This is a genomic window from Nocardiopsis tropica, assembly GCF_042660575.1.
GTDB classification, from domain to species: domain Bacteria; phylum Actinomycetota; class Actinomycetes; order Streptosporangiales; family Streptosporangiaceae; genus Nocardiopsis; species Nocardiopsis tropica.
On record NZ_JBHSUF010000019.1, the window covers coordinates 39,790 to 56,532 of the forward strand.

The following is a 16,743-nucleotide window of genomic DNA, read 5'->3' on the forward strand; positions in this document are numbered from 1 at the left end:
CTCGGACGCTCTTGACGCGGGCTCCCAGGGGGACAAGGCTTTGGAGAATGTCTCCCCTCGAAGCATCGCCGTTGCCCTCACGAGGTGCTCCGCCGGTCGCCTCCCCCGACTCCCGCAACCTCGTCAACGGCCGCGTCCACATCTCCCAGTACGACGCCAAGTGGCCCTACCTGTTCAAACGCGAGTCGGAGAAGGTCCGCGCAGCCCTCGACGACCGCGTGCTCCTCTTCGAGCACGTGGGATCGACCGCGGTCCCCGGCATGGCCGCGAAGCCGTGCGTCGACCTGCTGCTGGTCGTCGCCGACCCCGCCGACGAGCCCTCCTACCTGCCCGACCTGCTGGCCGCCGGGTACTCCGTGGTGATCAGGGAGCCCGACTGGTACGAGCACCGGGTCCTCAAGGGGCCGGACATCAACCTCAACCTGCACGTGTTCGGGGAGGGCTGCGAGGAGGTGGAGCGGATGCGCCTCTTCCGGGACCACCTCATCGCCGACGCCGGGGCGCGCGAACGCTACACCGCGGTCAAACGCGAGCTGGCCGAGCGCACCTGGGACCGCATCCAGGACTACGCCGACGCCAAGACCGCCGTCGTGGAGCAGCTCCTCGACGAGGCGCGGGCGCGGCGGACGGCGTCCCCGGACGACTGATCCGCGCGGCGCGGGGCGCGAACCCGTGCGGAGCGCCCCGCCGGCCCCCTCCGGCAGGCCGCCGGGCCTCGGCAGGCCGCCCGGGCCCCGACGACGGGCCCCGGCCGGGACGGAGGCGCTCTGCGGGCCCCGTCGGGCGTCCGGGCCCCGGGGGCCCGTGCCCCAGGACCCGCGCCGTCCGTCCCGGAATCCGCACCCGGGGGCCTCTCGCGGTCCGGCCCGGGGCCGCTGGACGCGTCCACCGCCCCCGGATGCCCCTACGGACGTCGAGCAGCTTGAGCGGGGCCGTTGCCGACGGGACTTCGGGCGGTGGCCGTGGCACGGCCTGGCCGCGTCAGTCCAGGGACCGCAGCTGGTCCTGGAACCACCGGCGCGGCGGCAGGGCCACGGCGGCCTCCGCCAGCCCCTCACGGCGCTTGCGGCGCTCGTCCCCGGGCATCGACAGGGCGCGGTGCAGCGCCTCCGCGGTCTCCAGCGTGTCGTAGGGGTTGACCAGCAGGGCGTGCCGCCCCAGCTCGTCGGCGGCGCCGGCCTCGCGCGAGAGCACCAGCACCGCGTCGCGCTCCGACAGCACCGGACCCTCCTTGGCCACCAGGTTCATGCCGTCCCGGGTCGGGTTGACCAGCAGGACGTCGGCCATCTGGAACGACGCCAGCGACCGCGGGTAGTCGTCGTTGACCTCCAGCACCAGCGGCGTCCACTCGGGGGTCGCGAACTCCTCGTTGATCTCCTTGGCGGTCCGCATCACCGCGTCGGTGTACTCGCGGTACTCGGGCACGTCCCCGCGGCTCGGGTAGGCGAACGCCAGGTGCGTCACCCGGCCCCGCCACTCCGGGTGGGAGGTCAGCAGCTCCCGGTACGCCTCCAGCCCGCGCACGATGTTCTTGGACAGCTCGGTGCGGTCCACCCGCACGATGAGCCGGGTGTCGCCGACGGCCTCCCGCAGGGTCTCGCCGCGCGCGGCCACGGCCGGCTCGGCGGCGCTCGCGCGCAGCCCCTCCTCGTCCGCGCCGAGCGCGTGCACGCCCACGCCGACCAGACGGCCGCCGTACTCCACGGTGCGCCGCGCGAAGTCCACCTCCGCGCGCAGGATCTCCGCGCAGCAGCGCAGGAACGCGTCCGCCCAGCGGGGGCTCAGGAAACCGAGCCGGTCCGCGCCGAGCATGCCCTCCAGCAGCTCGCGGGCGACGTGCCCGGGCAGCATCCGGAAGTACTCCGGCGGCGCCCACGGCGTGTGCGAGAAGTGCGCGATGCGCAGGTCGGGGCGGCGGGCGCGCAGGATGCGCGGCACCAGCGCCAGGTGGTAGTCCTGCACGGCCACGCGGGCGCCGTCCGCGGCGCCGGTGACCAGGGCCTCGGCGAACGCGTTGTTGTAGGCGGTGTAGTCGTCCCACTGCCGTCGGAACTCCGAGCCGAACGACGGCTTGTTCGGGATGTCGTACAGCATGTGCTGCACGAACCACAGGGTCGAGTTGGCGACCCCGGTGTAGGCGCCCTGGAAGGTCCGCTCGGGGATGTCCAGCATGTGGACCCGCATGCCGTCGAGGTCGTGCGCGCGGTCCAGCCGGGCCCCGGGCGCCTCCTCGGCCGCCCTCCTGTCGGCGTCGGACAGGGCGGCGCACACCCAGAGGCTGTCGATCTCCGTGGCGACGGAGATCATGCCGGACACGAGCCCTCCCCCGCCCCGGCGCTGTTCCAGCGAACCGTCGTCGCCGGTGGAGAAGGACACCGGTCCCCGGTTGGAGGCGATGAGGATCTGGGCCTTGTCCACGTGGTCGTCCTCTCGAAGGTGCGGATGGGCCGTCGCCGCCGCCGGGGCGGTCGGGCGCGGCCTGCGCGGAAGCGGATCGCACCTTATGTCTCGCCGGTCGACAGCCGCCCCAAACCCCTCGGGGGCCGACGGTGCCGGGCGTCACGCTCCCGAAACAGGCCACGCGCGCCCCGGCGCGCCGACCGGCGGCGTCTCAGCATGTGAGCGGGTTAGTGTTACCCGGATCACCAGCCGTGGAAAACCGGCCGACGAGTCCGTTACAGTGACCGTGCGGATCCGACAGGACCGCCCACAACTTCATATTGCTCATCCAGAGGGGTGGAGGGACCGGCCCTGCGAAGCCCCGGCAACCATCCCAGCACGCACTACTCACGAACCCGTGAGGCGGCTGGGGCAGGTGCCAACTCCGGCCTGGGGACAAGGTGTCCGCCAGGGAAGATGAGGGGAGACGCCTCGCCATGGCGATCACTGCCGCCGAACCCACCTCCGTCCGCGCCTTCGGCCCCGGAACCGCGCTCTCCTGTCGCGAATGCGGCCGGCGCTACGAACTCACCCCCAAGTTCGCCTGCGAGTTCTGCTTCGGCCCCCTCGAGGTGGCCTACGAGTTCGGTGACGTCACCCGCGCCGACATCGAGAGCGGCCCCAACAGCATCTGGCGCTACCGCTCCCTCCTCCCGGTCCCGGACAACGTGGCCGAGCTGCCCAACATGGCCCCCGGCCTGACCCCGCTGGTGAAGGCCGACCGCCTCGCCGCCGAGCTGGGCATCGACTCCCTGTACGTCAAGGACGACTCCGGCAACCCGACGCACTCCTTCAAGGACCGCGTGGTCGCCATCGCGGTCGAGGCGGCGCGCACCTTCGGCTTCACCACCCTGTCCTGCTCCTCCACGGGCAACCTGGCCGGCGCGGTCGGCGCCGCCGCCGCGCGCGCCGGGTTCGACTCCTGCGTGTTCATCCCCGCGGGGCTGGAGGAGGCCAAGGTCGTCATGGCCGCCGTCTACGGGGGCAAGGTCGTCGCCATCGACGGCAACTACGACGACGTCAACCGCTTCTGCTCCGAGCTGATCGGCGACCCGGCCGGCGAGGGCTGGGGATTCGTCAACGTCAACCTGCGCCCCTACTACGGCGAGGGCTCCAAGACGCTGGCCTACGAGATCGCCGAGCAGCTCGGCTGGCAGCTGCCGGAGCAGATCGTCGTCCCGATCGCCTCCGGCTCCCAGCTCACCAAGATCGACAAGGGCTTCCGGGAACTGGTCGAGCTCGGCCTGGTCGAGGACCGCCCGTACCGGATCTTCGGCGCCCAGGCCACGGGCTGCTCCCCGGTCGCGCAGGCCTGGGAGAAGGGCATCGACGTCATCCAGCCGGTCAAGCCCGACACCATCGCCAAGTCGCTGGCGATCGGCAACCCGGCGGACGGGCCGTACGTGCTCGACATCGCCCAGCGCACGGGCGGCTCCGTGGAGCACGTGGGCGACGACGAGATCGTCGACGCCATCAAGCTCCTCGCCCGCACCGAGGGCGTGTTCGCCGAGACGGCGGGCGGCGTCACCACGGGCGTGCTCCGCAAGCTGGTGCGCGAGGGCAGGCTCGACCCGAAGGCGCGGACCGTGGTGCTCAACACCGGGGACGGGCTCAAGACCCTCAACGCGGTGGACGCCGGCGTGACGGCCACGATCAAGCCGTCCCTGAGCGCGTTCGCCGACGCGGGCCTCGTCTGACCGCCGCTCCGCGAGCACAGTCCGTCCCGGCGGGGCCGTGCGACGGCCCGCCGACCACACCAGAAGGAAGAACACCGCCATGAGCGCCAGCGTCCGCGTCCCCACCATCCTGCGCACCTACACCGACGACGCCTCCGAGGTCGAGGCGAAGGGCAGCACCCTCGCCGAGCTCCTGGACGACCTGGAGGCCAACTACCCGGGCATCCGCGCCCGCATCCTCGACGACAACGGCAAGGTGCGCCGCTTCGTCAACGTGTACGTCGGAGACGAGGACGTGCGCTTCGAGAAGGGCCTCCAGACCGAGATCGCCGACGGCGCCAAGGTCTCCATCATCCCGGCCGTCGCCGGGGGCTGCTGACCGCTCGCCGCGCGCCGTCCCGGCGCCGCCCGCCACCGCCCGCGAGGGGGCGGCCCGGCCCGCCGCGAAACGCGGGGGCGGGGCCGCCCCCTCGCGGCGTCTCCGGGCCCTCCCCGCGCCCGCCGGTCGCGGTCGGCGGGCCGACCGCGCTCCGCGCTCCGGGCGGCGGTCGGCCCGGTCGTCCGTGCGGGAGGGGCGGTCCCGTCACTGCTCGTATCCTGGGGACGGCGGAGACGAGTGAGGACGGCGATGTCGGCGACGAGGCTGCTGGTGCTGGGCGCGGTGCGGATCCACGGGGGGACCCACGGGTACCGGGTGGGCCGCGAACTCATGTCCTGGGGCGCCAAGGAGTGGGCCAACGTCAAGTGGGGGTCCATCTACCACGCGCTGAACAAGCTCACCTCCGAGGGCAGGCTGCGGGAGTTCACCGCCCCCGGCGACGAGGAGGTGGGCCGCACCTCCTACGCGCTCACCGACGAGGGGGAGGCCGAACTCCGCCGGCTGATGGGCGAGGCCCTGCGCCACACCGGCGACGACCACGGCCTGCTGTGCGCCGGGATCACCCTGATGACCTCGCTGCCGCGCGCGGAGGCGGTCGGGCTGCTCAAGGAGCGGCTCGCCGCACTGGAGGAGGCGTCCCCGGGGCTGGGCGACGCGGCCCGGGCCACGGACGCCGAGTGGGGCAAGCCCCCGCACGTGCGCGAACTGTTCACGCTGTGGCGGCTCACCACGGACGCCGGCGCCGAGTGGACCCGTCAGCTCATCGCCTCGCTGGAGGCCGGGAAGTACACGATGGCCGACGACAGCCCCCGCGCCTTCGGGTTGCCGCCGGTACGCGACGACGCCTGACCTCCGGCAGCCAGGCCCACGGCGCCCGTCCGGCCGCCGACCCGCTCGCACGCCGTTCCTGTGGCGACCGTGCCCGTGCCCGGTCCCGGATCCTCGGCCCCTTCGCGCACGGCCGCCCCGTGACACGACTCCGCCCCGCGCTTCCCCCGCACGCCGCGCTTCCGGCGACACGGACGCCCCTCACCCTTCCCGGGTGTGGCCGGGGGGCTGGTTCCGGCCCTCGCTTCCCGGGCGCCCCTCCTCGTGCTCTCCGTGTCCGGCCCGGCGGAACCCGCCTCCGAGCCCCGCACCCCCGGCCCCGTCACCGCCCCGCGCGCCTGAGCAGGGACAGTCGCCGATTTTAATATTCAAGTTTGAACATCTGCCGGGGATGGGGCAGACTCGTCGCCGCATTCAAGTTTGAATAAGGAGGCGGGATGATCCACACGCACGAGCTGGCCCGGACGTTCCGGGTCGGCAAGGACGTCGTCGAGGCCGTGCGCGGCGTCGACATCGACGTCGAGGAGGGCGAACTCGTCGCGCTCCTCGGGCCCAACGGGGCCGGGAAGTCCACCACGCTGCGCATGCTCACCACACTGCTGGAGCCCACCTCGGGGACCGCCACGGTCGCCGGGCGCGACATCCGCACCGAGCCCGCCGAGGTCCGCCGCCGGATCGGGTTCGTCGGCCAGGGGAACGGCGCCGGCGGCGACCAGCGGGTCGGGGAGGAGCTGCGCACGCAGGGACTCCTGTACGGGCTCGACCGGCGCACCGCGCGCCGCCGCGCCGACGAGCTGCTCGACCTGCTGGACCTGGGAGGCGCCTCCGACCGGGAGGCGGGCAAGCTCTCCGGCGGCCAGCGCCGCAGGCTCGACATCGCCATGGGGCTCGTCCACGAGCCCGGCCTGCTGTTCCTGGACGAGCCCTCCACCGGCCTCGACCCGCACAGCCGCGCCAACCTGTGGGAGCACGTGGCCCGGCTGCGCGAACGGCTCGGCACCACGGTCGTGCTCACCACGCACTACCTCGACGAGGCCGACGACATGGCCGAGCGGGTCCTGGTCATCGACCACGGACGCGTCATCGCCGACGGCACCGCCGACGAGCTCAAGGGCAAGGTGTCCGGGGACCTGGTCACCTTCTCCGTGGGAAGCGAGGAGGACGCGCGCACGGGCGCCGGGATCGCCGAGCGGGTGCCCTCCGCCGGGCCCGCCGAGGTGGTCGCCGCCGTGGGCCGGGACCCGGAGGTGCGCTTCCGCGTGGAGCGCGGGGACGGCGTCCTGCCCGAACTGCTGCGCACCCTCGACGCGGCCGGGGTCGCGCTGCTCTCCGTGCGGGTGCAGCGGCCGACCCTGGACGACGTGTTCCTGACCCTGACCGGGCGCAGCCTGCGCGAGGAGGAGGCATGACCGTGAGTGAACAGCCGAGGACCGGGGCGGCCCCGGCGCGCGGGTCGGGCGTCGCGCGCGACACCTGGACCGTGTTCGTCCGCCAGATGCGCCCGCTGCTGCACCGGCCCCTGCTCCTGGGCTTCGGGATGCTCCAGCCGATCCTGTACCTGGTGCTGTTCGCGCCCCTGCTCACCGGGCTCGCGGGGGCCGAGGGCGAGAACCCCTGGCAGTGGTTCGTGCCCGGCCTGCTGGTCATGGTCGCCCTGTTCACCACGGGGTTCGCCGGGTTCGGGCTGCTTCCGGAGATGGCCTCCGGCGCGCACGAGCGGATGCTGGCCACCCCGGCGAGCCGGGTGTCGCTGCTGCTCGGCCGGGTGCTACGGGACGTGGCGCAGATGATGGCGCAGATGGTGCTCATCATCGTGCTGGTGATCCCCTTCGGACTGCGGATCTCCGTGGCGGGCGCGGTGGTCGGCCTGCTCCTGCTCGCCGTCCTGGGGATCGGCCTGTCCACCCTGTCGTACCTGACGGCCATGGCGGTGAAGCAGACCTACGTGTTCGCTCCGGTGCTCCAGACGGTGATCATGCCGCTGATGCTGCTGTCCGGCGTGCTGCTGCCGATGGAGCTGGCCCCGTCGTGGCTGTACGGCCTGTCCCGGCTCAACCCGGTGGCGTACGTGGTGGACGCCGAACGGGCCCTGTTCGCGGGCGACTGGGACCTGTCGGTCGGGATCGGCTGGGCCGTCGCGGTCGCGCTGGCGGTCGCCGCGCTGGCGTTCGGCTCGCGGGCGATGCGCAGGCTCAGCTCCTGAGGGCCGTGCTTGTTCCGGGCCTCCGCTCCGCTTCGGCCCGTGCCCGTTCCGGACCTCCGCTCCGGCCCGGGGCCTGCACCGGGCCCCGGGCCGGAGCGGGCCGTTCGCGCAGGCACGGAGGGTGCCGGAGCCTGTCCGCTGAGCGCGGAAAACCGCTCATCACGGGGTGTATGTGCAGGTAGATGCTGGTAGGAGGGGAGGGGAAATCGTGACCACATCGTTTGCACTCTCCATGGTCGAGTGCTAAAAAGGGACCTGGTTAGCACTCGCCTTCCTTGAGTGCTAACCGGATCGAGGCTGCGAGACCGTGGCTCCCGACAGCAGGGTTGTCGGAGCGCTCCGGTCGTCCGTCGCGGGCGCATGCCTCGTCCCATCGCGTATCAGCCCGGTCACGGGAGGACAAGAATCCAATGGCAGCCAAACTGATCGCGTTCGACGAGGAGGCCCGTCGCGGCCTCGAGCGCGGCATGAACCAGCTCGCGGACGCCGTCAAGGTCACGCTCGGCCCGAAGGGCCGCAACGTCGTTCTGGAGAAGAAGTGGGGCGCCCCCACGATCACCAACGACGGTGTCTCCATCGCCAAGGAGATCGAGCTCGAGGACCCCTGGGAGAAGATCGGGGCCGAGCTGGTCAAGGAGGTCGCCAAGAAGACCGACGACGTCGCGGGTGACGGCACCACCACCGCCACCGTGCTCGCCCAGGCCCTCGTCCGCGAGGGGCTGCGCAACGTCGCCGCCGGCGCCAACCCGATCAGCCTCAAGCGCGGCATCGAGGCCGCCGTCTCCCGCATCAACGAGGAGCTCGGCAACCTCTCCAAGGACATCGAGACCAAGGAGCAGATCGCCTCCACCGCCTCGATCTCCGCCGGCGACCCGCAGATCGGCGAGACCATCGCCGAGGCGATGGACAAGGTCGGCAAGGAAGGCGTCATCACCGTCGAGGAGGGGCAGACCTTCGGGCTCGAGCTGGAGCTCGCCGAGGGCATGCGCTTCGACAAGGGCTACATCTCGCCCTACTTCGCCACCGACCTCGAGCGCATGGAGACGGTCCTCGAGGACCCCTACATCCTCATCGTCAACTCCAAGATCTCGAACAACAACGAGTTCCTGCCGGTCGTCGAGAAGGTCCTCCAGGCCGGTCGTCCGCTCGTCGTCATCGCCGAGGACCTGGAGGGCGGCGCCCTCCAGACGCTGATCGTCAACAAGATCCGCGGCACCTTCAAGTCCGTCGCCGTCAAGGCCCCGGGCTTCGGTGACCGCCGCAAGGCCCAGCTCGGCGACATCGCCGTGCTGACCGGCGGCCAGGTCATCACCGAGGAGGTCGGCCTCAAGCTGGAGAACACCGAGCTCGACATGCTCGGCCGTGCCCGCAAGGTCGTCGTCACCAAGGACGAGACCACCATCGTGGACGGCGCCGGTGACGCCACCGCGATCGCCGGTCGCGTGAACGAGATCCGCAACGAGATCGAGCGCACCGACTCCGACTACGACCGCGAGAAGCTCCAGGAGCGTCTCGCCCGCCTGGCCGGCGGCGTGGCCGTCATCAAGGCCGGCGCCGCGACCGAGGTGGAGCTCAAGGAGCGCAAGCACCGCATCGAGGACGCCGTCCGCAACGCCAAGGCCGCGGTCGAGGAGGGCATCCTGCCCGGCGGTGGCGTCGCGCTGCTGCAGGCCAGCGTCCCCGCGTTCGCCAAGCTCGACCTCGAGGGCGACGAGGCCATCGGCGCCGACATCGTGCGTCGCGCCATCGCGGAGCCGCTGAAGCAGATCGCCATCAACGCCGGCCTCGAGGGCGGCGTCGTGGCGGAGAAGGTCCGCAACCTGGAGCCCGGTTTCGGCCTCAACGCCGCCACCGGTGAGTACACCGACCTGTTCAAGGACGGCGTCATCGACCCGACCAAGGTCACCCGCTCCGCCCTGCAGAACGCGGCCTCCATCGCCGGTCTGTTCCTGACCACCGAGGCCGTCATCGCCGAGAAGCCGGAGAAGGCGTCGGCTCCCACCGGCGACCCGACCGGTGGCATGGGCGGCATGGACTTCTAGGACCTCCTGGAGTTCTGGGGTCCGGTACGCGACCTCGCCCGCGACGACCGGGCGGCCCTTCGGGGCCGCCCGGTTTCGCCGTTCCCGGGGCCGGTGCCTCTGGGGACTACCGGCGCGGGGACCGTCGGGCGGTGTCGGCACGGGACCGGCCCCGGGCCCCGGACGGCTGTAGCCGTGTACGCGGGCTCAGACCTCCCCGTGCCAGGCGCGCCACAGGTCGGCGTACGAGCCCCCGCGGGCCAGCAGCTCGTCGTGGCTGCCCAGCTCGCTGACGCGGCCGTCCTCCACCACCGCGATCCGGTCGGCGTCGTGCGCCGTGTGGAGCCGGTGCGCGATCGCCACCACCGTCCGCCCCGACAGCACACCGGCCAGGGACCTCTCCAGGTGGCGGGCCGAACCCGGGTCCATCAGCGACGTCGCCTCGTCCAGCACCAGCACCTCCGGGTCGGCCAGCACCACCCGGGCCAGCGCGAGCTGCTGCACGTGGGCCGGGTCCAACGTGAGGTCGCCCGACCCCACCCGCGTGTCCAGCCCGCCCGGCAGCGACCGGACCCAGGCGTCGGCGTCCACGGCGGCCAGGGCCTCCCACAGCCGGTCCCGGTCCACCTCGGCGGCGTCCAGGGCCAGCGCCAGGTTCTCGGCCACGGTGCCGCGGAACACGTGGCTCTCCTGGCTCAGCAGGATCGCCCGCTCGCGCCGCAGCTCCGGTGACAGCCCCGCCATGTCCACCCCGCCGACGCGCACGCTCCCGGAGGTCGGCCCGTGCACGCCCGCGATCAGCTTGCCGAGGGTCGACTTGCCCGCGCCGCTCGGCCCGACCACCGCCAGGCGCTCGCCGGGGCGCAGGACCAGGTCCACCCCGTGCAGGACCTCGGTGTCGGTGTAGCCGAACCGCGCGCCGCGCACCTCCACCGTTCCGGGCACGTGGTCCGCGTCCGCCTCGGAGACCCCCGGCCGCTCCTCGGCGAGCCGCACGCCCAGCAGGCGGCGCAGGCTCGTGAAGCCCATCATCAGGCTGTCCACCTGGTCCACCAGCTGTTCCACCGGCCGGGTCATCTGCACGGACAGGAACACGGCCGTGGCGATCTGGCCGACGGTCAGCATGCCGTTCGCGTGCAGGTACCCCGCGACCAGGAACGTGCACGCGGTCGCGAACAGGTAGGCGAACTCCAGCGGCGGGTACCACACGCACCGCAGCCACAGCGTGTACCGCTCTGCCCGGTAGGCGCGGCGGATCTTGGCGTCGGCCCGCGCGGTCTGGCGGAGCTGGCGTCCCAGCGCCTCCAGGGTGTGCGCCCCCTCGACGGTGTCCGTGACGCTCTGCGTCAGGTCGGAGTAGGTCGCCAGCTCCCGGATGTAGCCGTCGGGGGCGCGGCGGGCGTACCAGCGGGTGGACACCCAGATGATCAGCAGGGTCGGCGCCCAGGCCAGGAGCAGCGCGGGGTGCAGCAGGCCGATCGCGGTGACGATGACGGCCACCGTCACCGTGCTCACCGCCATCACCGGCACCGAGTGGCGCACGGTGTGGCTCAGGTGCCCGATGTCGCGGCCCGACCTGGCCACCAGGTCGCCGGTCCCGGCCCTCTCCACCGTTCCGAGCGGCAGGCGCAGGACCGCGCGCACGAACTCCTCGCGCAGCTCGGCCAGCACCCCCTCCCCGAAGCGGATCGACTGCGCCACCGACACGAGCGTGAACCCGGCGTGGAACAGCAGGCCGACGACGATCACCACGGCCAGCAGATCGATCCGGCCGGGGTCGGCCCCGCCGCGGACCGCGTCGATGACCATGCCGAGCACCCACGGGGCGACGAGCGCGGCCAGCGCCGCCATCCCGTACAGGGCCACGACGGCGAGCAGCCGCCCGCCGTGGTCGCGACCGGCCCGGCGCAGGCGTGTCCAGACCATGGACACGGGCGCCACGGGCAGGGCGGCGGTCTCCGCCGGCATCGGGAGCTCGGGGTCGTCGGTACGGGGGAGGGCGTGTTCGGTGGTCCGGGTCATGGCTTCCCACTCGTGGAGACGGTGCGCAGGACGGTGTCGGCGTAGCCGGGGGCGCTCGCGAGCAGGTCCCGGTGGGAGCCCTCGGCTACGACGCGCCCGCCGTCCACGAACAGCACGTGGTCGGTGTGGTCGAGCAGGAGGGGGCTGGTGGTGATCAGGGCGGTGGTGCGCCCCTTCCGCTCGGCGGCCAGCCGTGCGCCGATGGCCGCCTCGGAGTGGGCGTCCACGGCGGAGGCGGGTTCGACCAGGACCAGGATCTCGGGGTCCAGGCCGAACGCCCTCGCCAGCCGGAGCCGCTGCTGCTGTCCGCCGGAGTACTCGCGCCCGCGCTCGGTGAGGAGCGCGTCGAACCCCGCCGGGGACTGCCGTACGACGTCGTCGGCGTACGCGGCCCGGACCACCGCCGCGAGGCGGTCGTCGGACAGACCCTCGTCCGGGGACAGCTCCTCGCGGAGCCTTCCGGAGAACAGGTGGGCGCTGTTGGAGGCGACCAGCACGCGGCGGCGCACGTCGCGCAGCGGCAGGTCGCGCAGGCGCACCTCGCGGCCGGTCGCCGTCTCGACGAGCAGGGCGTCCGCACCGTCCCCCTCGTCCTCGCGGTACCGGCCCAGGCGCTCGGCCAGGGCGGTCGCCCCGGCCGCGTCGGAGCACACCACGCCGGTGGTGCGCCCGGCGGCCACCACGACCCCGCTGGCGGGGTCGCGCAGGTCGCACGGGGCGGCCGGGGGATCGGCGGGGTGCTCGGGGTCGGGGTGGTCGTGCTCCAGCGAGAGCACGCGGACCACGTGGTCCGCCGCCACCCGGGCGGAGATGAACAGGGAGGAGGCGTGCATCAGGTACCGGATCGCCACCGCCAGGTTGCCCGTGTACCCGTAGAACGCGACGAGCTGGCCCACGGTGATGTCCCCGGCCAGGGCCAGGCGGGCGCCGTACCAGACGATGCCCACCAGCAGCAGTCCCGGATACAGCTCGCGGACGGCCTGGAGGGCGGCGTCCATCCACCCCACCCGCACGCCGGCGGCGCGCACGCGCTGGGACTCCTCGCGATAGCGGTCGCCGACGGTGCGCTCCCCGCCCACGCCCCGCAGGACCCGCAGCCCGGAGACCAGGTCGGTGGCCCGCGTGGTCAGCTCGGCCTGCCTGGTGCGGTGGTGCTCCTGGCGCCGGGAGAACGGGCGCAGCAGCGGCACCATGCCGACTACCATGACCGGCACCGCGACGAGCACGATCAGGCCGAACGTGACGTGCGACGACAGCATGAGGACGCTCACCGCGCCGATCGTCACCACCGACGCGGGGACGAGCGCGGAGTCCTCGTAGAAGTCGCCCACCCGGTCGATGTCGTCCGTGCCGACCGCGACCACCTCGCCGGACGGGAGCCGCCGGGTGAGGGTGGGGCCCAGGGCGACCGACCGCGCGATGACGACCTGCACGGTGCGGTACGCGGACGAGTACCAGTTGAACGCCATCGCCCGGACGCCGACCGGCACCAGTGCCGTGCTCAGCAGGGTCAGGCCGGTGAGGACGCCGAACCAGAGGAGCAGCGACCGCGGGTCGCCCTCCACCACGCCTGAGTCCAGGGTGGCGCCGACCGCCGCGGACATGAGGACGCCGCAGAGCCTGTAGGCGCTGTCCACGCCCCCCGCCCACGCGAGCGGGCGCCACTCCGCTCGGGCGAGCCACAGCAGGAAGCGGTTGGCCGAACGGTGGTCGGGAATGCCCGGAGGCTGAGGAAGTACGCGCACAGTTCTCGGACTGTAACCAGAGAACCGGGCCGGGTCCACTCATTTTTCCGGGACGGGCCAGGGGTATCGTGCCTGGTCGGGCGGGGTGTCATCACCGGGCGCACGCGCCCGGCGGGGTCACCTGACGGCGCCCTGCCCGTGCAGCAGCTCGACCAGGCGGAGCACCGCCGGGGCGCACCGCTCGCGCTCGGCGAAGCCGATCCACGCCAGCTCCGCGATCTCGTTGTCGGCGGTCGGCTCGCCGTCGTGCTCGGCGGAGTAGCAGGACAGCCGCACCCGCGTCCCCGGCGCCTTGTCGTAGGCCAGTTCGTCGATGACCGCCACCTGCCGGAAGGTTCCCGGGCGGAGCACCACGCCGACCTCCTCCTCGGCCTCGCGCGCCACGGCCGCCTCGTCGCTCTCGCCGGGCTCGCGCTTGCCGCCCGGGAGGTAGAACCGGTCGACGCCCTCGGTACGGACGCACAGCAGACGTCCGTCCTTCACGTGCACCCAGGCCAGGGCGTCGATCACGGCGGGGGTGCCGGACTGCGCCGGCGGAGTCGAGGTCATGGGCCCACTGTAGGACGGGGAGGGAACCGCCGAACCCGTGCCCCCGGGGTGACCTGACGCACTAGCATCCAGTCAGCGGCGGACGGCGCGGGCCCCGGGGGCCCGGGAGGGACGGACGGCATGGAGACGCGGACCCGGGGAACGGCCCCGGCGGGGACCGCCGGAGCGACAGTCGGACCCCTCCTCGCGGAGATCGCCGCGGGCGGCGGAATCCCCCCGCAGTCCGACGCCCACAGGGAGGCCCGAGAACAGGCGTACAACCTGTACAGCGCGGCCGTCGGGGCCTGTCTGAGCCGCGCGGACGCCCGGCCCGAGCTGAGGGGGAGGGCCGCCGCGCTCCTGGCGGAGGAGGCGCGCCTGCCGTTCCTCTCCCCGGACGGGGTCGACGCCGTCAACGCAGAACTGCCCGCCGTGCTCGCCGCGCTGCGCGCCGAGCCCGTGCCGGTCCCCGACGGGGCCACGCCCCGGGACCCCGGACGCGTCCTGGACGACGCGGACCTGGGCGCGCTGTTCGACCTGGCCCTGCGCGACCGCCTCACGGGTGGCGCGCGGGAGCACCCCAGGCTGCTGCTACTCGGCGGCCAGCCGGGGGCGGGCAAGTCGACCCTGCAACGCCTGCTCCTGCCCGCCCTGCCGGAGGGCGCCGTCAGCTACGACGGGGACGACCTCCTGAGGCTCGCGCCCGACTACGAGTGGGCGATGGCCGCCGACGACGCGGTTGCCTCGGACTCCCTCGCACGCCAGGTCGCCGGTCTGCACGGGCTCGCCCTGGAGCACGTCCGGTCGGGGCGGTCGGACGTCGTGTGCAGCCACCCCCTCGGCCGCGCCGACTGGGCGGCCTCCTGGGTGGAGGGGTTCCGCGAGGCCGGGTACCGGGTCGAGGTGGCGTTCGTGGCCACGCACTCCTCCAACAGCCGCTTCGCGATCGCGGAGCGCCACGCGCGGGCCCGCGCCCACCAGGGTTTCGGCCGGGTCATGTCGGAGGCGCACCACGACCGCTTCTACCTGGGTGTGCCCAACACGGTGGAGTTCCTGGAGACCCACCGGCTCGTGGACTCCCTCTACGTGCTCTCCCGGGACGGCGACGTGCTCTACGCGAACCATCTGAGGGACGGCGACTGGCGCACCGAGCCCTTCGGGCGCATCGCCCTGGAGGCCGAGCGCGGCCGGCGCGACCTCTGGCGCGACGCCGAGGGGTGAACACGCGCAAGCCCTCGCCCGGCCGAGGGAGGGCTTGCGCGCGTGCGGCTACTCCTCGCGCCGGGCGGTGCCGAGCAGCGCCCGCCACTCGGAGGAGGGGAAGGCGAGATGGCCGAGCTGCCTGTTCTGGGTGTCGCGGACCAGGCTCGCGCCGTGCACGTCTGCGACCTCCACGCAGTTCTGACCCTGCGGGGTGCTGTAGGACGACTTGCGGAAGGCAACCTCGATGCAGTTGTTGCGGTCGCTGTAGCTGGACTTGTGGAAGGCAACGTCCACGAGCTTCTGCGGGGTGGCTTCGTTGGAACCGGACCTGAGGGGCGCGAGTTCGCTCATCTCCGGGATGTACCCGCTGACGTGGTGGTGTCGGTGGCCAGATGCGGTCAGGGACCGGCAAGCTGGGGCCCGTCGCGGGGGAGTGGGCTCTGGCTGGATAGCTGGGTTGGCTTCGTTGGTGTGAGGCTCAGTGGTGACCCACTTCGAGTCCTACCGAGCTTCGGAGCATGGGGGGTAGAGTTGCAGCGTTCTGGTACACGAAGAGGCCCCGGTTTGGTCACCGGGGCCTCTCGTCGTCTACAGCTACTTCTGGAGCAAAGTGCTCAGGAAGGCCTGCCACTCCTGGCCGCCGAAAGCGATGTGCCCGAGTCCACGATTCTGGGTGTCCCGGACAGCGGCGCCGTCGGGTAGGTCAGCGATCTCCACGCACTCGTTCGCGGTTGCGCTGTAGGACGACTTGCGGAAGGTCATCTGGTCGTTCTGGTTCTGGTACACGTTGGCTTCCTACTCGTACTTCTTGATGATCTGACCCATACGGTCAGCGCTCGCATCTGGGTGAAGGGCCATCACCCGGATTTCGTCCCAGGCACCCCGATACACCTGGACCTCGTCATCATCCTCGAGGTAGAGGCCGTCGGTACGTGTCTCGATATAGGCGATGGAGGGGTCCAGCGGATTCGTGAAGTCCAGGATGGTGAAGCTTCCCGCGATTCCAGGGTGCAGTCCCACTTCAAGCGGGAGCAGCTGGATTTTGATGTGGTCCGCTGTCTCGATGAGGTGCATGAGCTTGGCGATCTGGTCGCGCATAACCTGTCTGTCGCCAGCCGGGCGCAGCAGAACACTCTCATCCAGCACACACCACACCTTCGGCGGCTCATCCTGGTCGAGAATCTCTTGGCGAACGAGTCGAGCCTGGACGACGCGATCGATGATCTCCGGCGACCGAGAGCGGCCGCTCCGTGTCGATGCCGCAGCATACTCCTGGGTCTGAAGTAGACCCGGTATCACCATGGTCTGATACGTGCTCACAGCGGACGCCTCTGCCTCGAACCCCACGTAGGCATCGGTGAATACATCGCCGTAGCGGGTCCACCAGCCCTTTTCGCGGGACTGCCGGGCGAGCAGGACCAGCCCCTCGGTGACGTCTGGTGGTGCCTGGTAGAGGGTGGCAAGAGCCCGGATGATCACCGGGTCTGGCCGCTTCCACTTGTTCAGCTCCATGTTAGTGAGCCTCCCGCGCGACCAGCCGAGCTTGTCTCCCACCTGCTCGGCAGTGAGGCGGGAGGCCTCGCGCAAACGTCTCAATTCGGCTGAGAGACGGCGGCGCCTGATCGTGGGGCTGTAGCGATCCGTCACAGCGCGCGCTCCTCGGCTCTTCCTGCGGGTTCGTCGGTCTGTCCCGATGGTA

Annotated in this window: 15 protein-coding genes and 1 riboswitch; of the genes, 8 read left to right on the forward strand and 7 right to left on the reverse strand. The window is 72.2% G+C overall.

Features of this window, described 5'->3' with window-relative positions; translation table 11 throughout:
- Nucleotides 1-47: 47 nt before the first annotated feature.
- Nucleotides 48-647, forward strand: coding sequence for a GrpB family protein (locus tag ACFQBR_RS25930; RefSeq protein ID WP_344185778.1), 600 nt, complete (start codon nucleotides 48-50; stop codon nucleotides 645-647).
- Nucleotides 648-981: 334 nt separating this feature from the next.
- Here the strand turns inward: ACFQBR_RS25930 and ACFQBR_RS25935 are convergent, their stop codons facing one another.
- Entirely contained in the window at nucleotides 982-2,418 is a 1,437-nt protein-coding gene (locus ACFQBR_RS25935) for an alpha,alpha-trehalose-phosphate synthase (UDP-forming) (protein ID WP_344185779.1), read from the reverse strand.
- Between the two features lie 303 nt (nucleotides 2,419-2,721).
- Nucleotides 2,722-2,863, forward strand: a riboswitch (SAM riboswitch).
- Nucleotides 2,864-2,876: 13 nt separating this feature from the next.
- Here ACFQBR_RS25935 and thrC point away from each other — a divergent pair.
- The 6 genes from thrC (at nucleotide 2,877) to groL (ending at nucleotide 9,567) form a co-directional block, all read left to right on the forward strand.
- Nucleotides 2,877-4,136: a threonine synthase gene (gene thrC / locus ACFQBR_RS25940; protein WP_344185780.1), complete on the forward strand. Its 1,260-nt coding sequence runs from the start codon at nucleotides 2,877-2,879 to the stop codon at nucleotides 4,134-4,136.
- A 79-nt stretch (nucleotides 4,137-4,215) separates the two neighbouring features.
- Nucleotides 4,216-4,494: a ubiquitin-like small modifier protein 1 gene (locus tag ACFQBR_RS25945; protein WP_267947919.1), complete on the forward strand. Its 279-nt coding sequence runs from the start codon at nucleotides 4,216-4,218 to the stop codon at nucleotides 4,492-4,494.
- A gap of 249 nt (nucleotides 4,495-4,743) precedes the next feature.
- Nucleotides 4,744-5,343: a PadR family transcriptional regulator gene (locus ACFQBR_RS25950; RefSeq protein WP_344185781.1), complete on the forward strand. Its 600-nt coding sequence runs from the start codon at nucleotides 4,744-4,746 to the stop codon at nucleotides 5,341-5,343.
- A 416-nt stretch (nucleotides 5,344-5,759) separates the two neighbouring features.
- Nucleotides 5,760-6,731 carry an ATP-binding cassette domain-containing protein gene (locus ACFQBR_RS25955; protein ID WP_267947921.1) on the forward strand — a complete coding sequence of 324 codons (972 nt, stop codon included), beginning with the start codon at nucleotides 5,760-5,762 and terminating at the stop codon, nucleotides 6,729-6,731.
- On the forward strand, nucleotides 6,728-7,525 hold the full coding sequence (locus ACFQBR_RS25960; protein WP_344185782.1) for an ABC transporter permease: 798 nt from the start codon (nucleotides 6,728-6,730) through the stop codon (nucleotides 7,523-7,525). The genes ACFQBR_RS25955 and ACFQBR_RS25960 overlap by 4 nt, the downstream gene beginning before the upstream one ends.
- Before the next feature lie 410 nt (nucleotides 7,526-7,935).
- A complete protein-coding gene (gene groL / locus ACFQBR_RS25965; protein WP_378554656.1) occupies nucleotides 7,936-9,567 on the forward strand; it encodes a chaperonin GroEL in 1,632 nt (543 codons plus the stop codon).
- Between the two features lie 186 nt (nucleotides 9,568-9,753).
- Here groL and ACFQBR_RS25970 read toward each other — a convergent pair whose 3' ends face one another.
- From ACFQBR_RS25970 to ACFQBR_RS25980, 3 genes are all read right to left on the reverse strand, one after another.
- Complete coding sequence (locus ACFQBR_RS25970; protein WP_378554658.1) at nucleotides 9,754-11,568, reverse strand: ABC transporter ATP-binding protein; 1,815 nt, start codon at nucleotides 11,566-11,568, stop codon at nucleotides 9,754-9,756.
- Nucleotides 11,565-13,313 carry an ABC transporter ATP-binding protein gene (locus ACFQBR_RS25975; RefSeq protein WP_344179982.1) on the reverse strand — a complete coding sequence of 583 codons (1,749 nt, stop codon included), beginning with the start codon at nucleotides 13,311-13,313 and terminating at the stop codon, nucleotides 11,565-11,567. Before ACFQBR_RS25975 ends, ACFQBR_RS25970 begins: the two co-directional genes overlap by 4 nt.
- A 117-nt stretch (nucleotides 13,314-13,430) precedes the next feature.
- A complete protein-coding gene (locus ACFQBR_RS25980; protein WP_344179979.1) occupies nucleotides 13,431-13,862 on the reverse strand; it encodes an NUDIX hydrolase in 432 nt (143 codons plus the stop codon).
- 120 nt (nucleotides 13,863-13,982) lie between these two features.
- Between ACFQBR_RS25980 and ACFQBR_RS25985 the strand changes: the two genes are divergently transcribed.
- Nucleotides 13,983-15,062, forward strand: coding sequence for a zeta toxin family protein (locus ACFQBR_RS25985; RefSeq protein ID WP_344179977.1), 1,080 nt, complete (start codon nucleotides 13,983-13,985; stop codon nucleotides 15,060-15,062).
- A 48-nt stretch (nucleotides 15,063-15,110) separates the two neighbouring features.
- Here ACFQBR_RS25985 and ACFQBR_RS25990 read toward each other — a convergent pair whose 3' ends face one another.
- The 3 genes from ACFQBR_RS25990 to ACFQBR_RS26000 all read right to left on the reverse strand — a co-directional run bounded on the left by ACFQBR_RS25990 (nucleotide 15,111) and on the right by ACFQBR_RS26000 (nucleotide 16,691).
- Nucleotides 15,111-15,395 carry a DUF397 domain-containing protein gene (locus tag ACFQBR_RS25990; RefSeq protein ID WP_344179974.1) on the reverse strand — a complete coding sequence of 95 codons (285 nt, stop codon included), beginning with the start codon at nucleotides 15,393-15,395 and terminating at the stop codon, nucleotides 15,111-15,113.
- 243 nt (nucleotides 15,396-15,638) lie between these two features.
- On the reverse strand, nucleotides 15,639-15,806 hold the full coding sequence (locus ACFQBR_RS25995) for a DUF397 domain-containing protein (RefSeq protein WP_267950229.1): 168 nt from the start codon (nucleotides 15,804-15,806) through the stop codon (nucleotides 15,639-15,641).
- A 33-nt stretch (nucleotides 15,807-15,839) separates the two neighbouring features.
- Nucleotides 15,840-16,691, reverse strand: coding sequence for a helix-turn-helix domain-containing protein (locus ACFQBR_RS26000; protein WP_267947929.1), 852 nt, complete (start codon nucleotides 16,689-16,691; stop codon nucleotides 15,840-15,842).
- Between the last annotated feature and the right edge of the window lie 52 nt (nucleotides 16,692-16,743).

Coding starts and splice junctions, on each gene's coding strand:
- ACFQBR_RS25930 (WP_344185778.1), top strand. CDS start 48: ATGTCTCCCCTCGAAGCATCGCCGTTGCCCTCACGAGGTGCTCCGCCG.
- thrC (WP_344185780.1), top strand. CDS start 2,877: ATGGCGATCACTGCCGCCGAACCCACCTCCGTCCGCGCCTTCGGCCCC.
- ACFQBR_RS25945 (WP_267947919.1), top strand. CDS start 4,216: ATGAGCGCCAGCGTCCGCGTCCCCACCATCCTGCGCACCTACACCGAC.
- ACFQBR_RS25950 (WP_344185781.1), top strand. CDS start 4,744: ATGTCGGCGACGAGGCTGCTGGTGCTGGGCGCGGTGCGGATCCACGGG.
- ACFQBR_RS25955 (WP_267947921.1), top strand. CDS start 5,760: ATGATCCACACGCACGAGCTGGCCCGGACGTTCCGGGTCGGCAAGGAC.
- ACFQBR_RS25960 (WP_344185782.1), top strand. CDS start 6,728: ATGACCGTGAGTGAACAGCCGAGGACCGGGGCGGCCCCGGCGCGCGGG.
- groL (WP_378554656.1), top strand. CDS start 7,936: ATGGCAGCCAAACTGATCGCGTTCGACGAGGAGGCCCGTCGCGGCCTC.
- ACFQBR_RS25970 (WP_378554658.1), bottom strand. CDS start 11,568: ATGACCCGGACCACCGAACACGCCCTCCCCCGTACCGACGACCCCGAG.
- ACFQBR_RS25980 (WP_344179979.1), bottom strand. CDS start 13,862: ATGACCTCGACTCCGCCGGCGCAGTCCGGCACCCCCGCCGTGATCGAC.
- ACFQBR_RS25985 (WP_344179977.1), top strand. CDS start 13,983: ATGGAGACGCGGACCCGGGGAACGGCCCCGGCGGGGACCGCCGGAGCG.
- ACFQBR_RS25990 (WP_344179974.1), bottom strand. CDS start 15,395: ATGAGCGAACTCGCGCCCCTCAGGTCCGGTTCCAACGAAGCCACCCCG.
- ACFQBR_RS25995 (WP_267950229.1), bottom strand. CDS start 15,806: ATGACCTTCCGCAAGTCGTCCTACAGCGCAACCGCGAACGAGTGCGTG.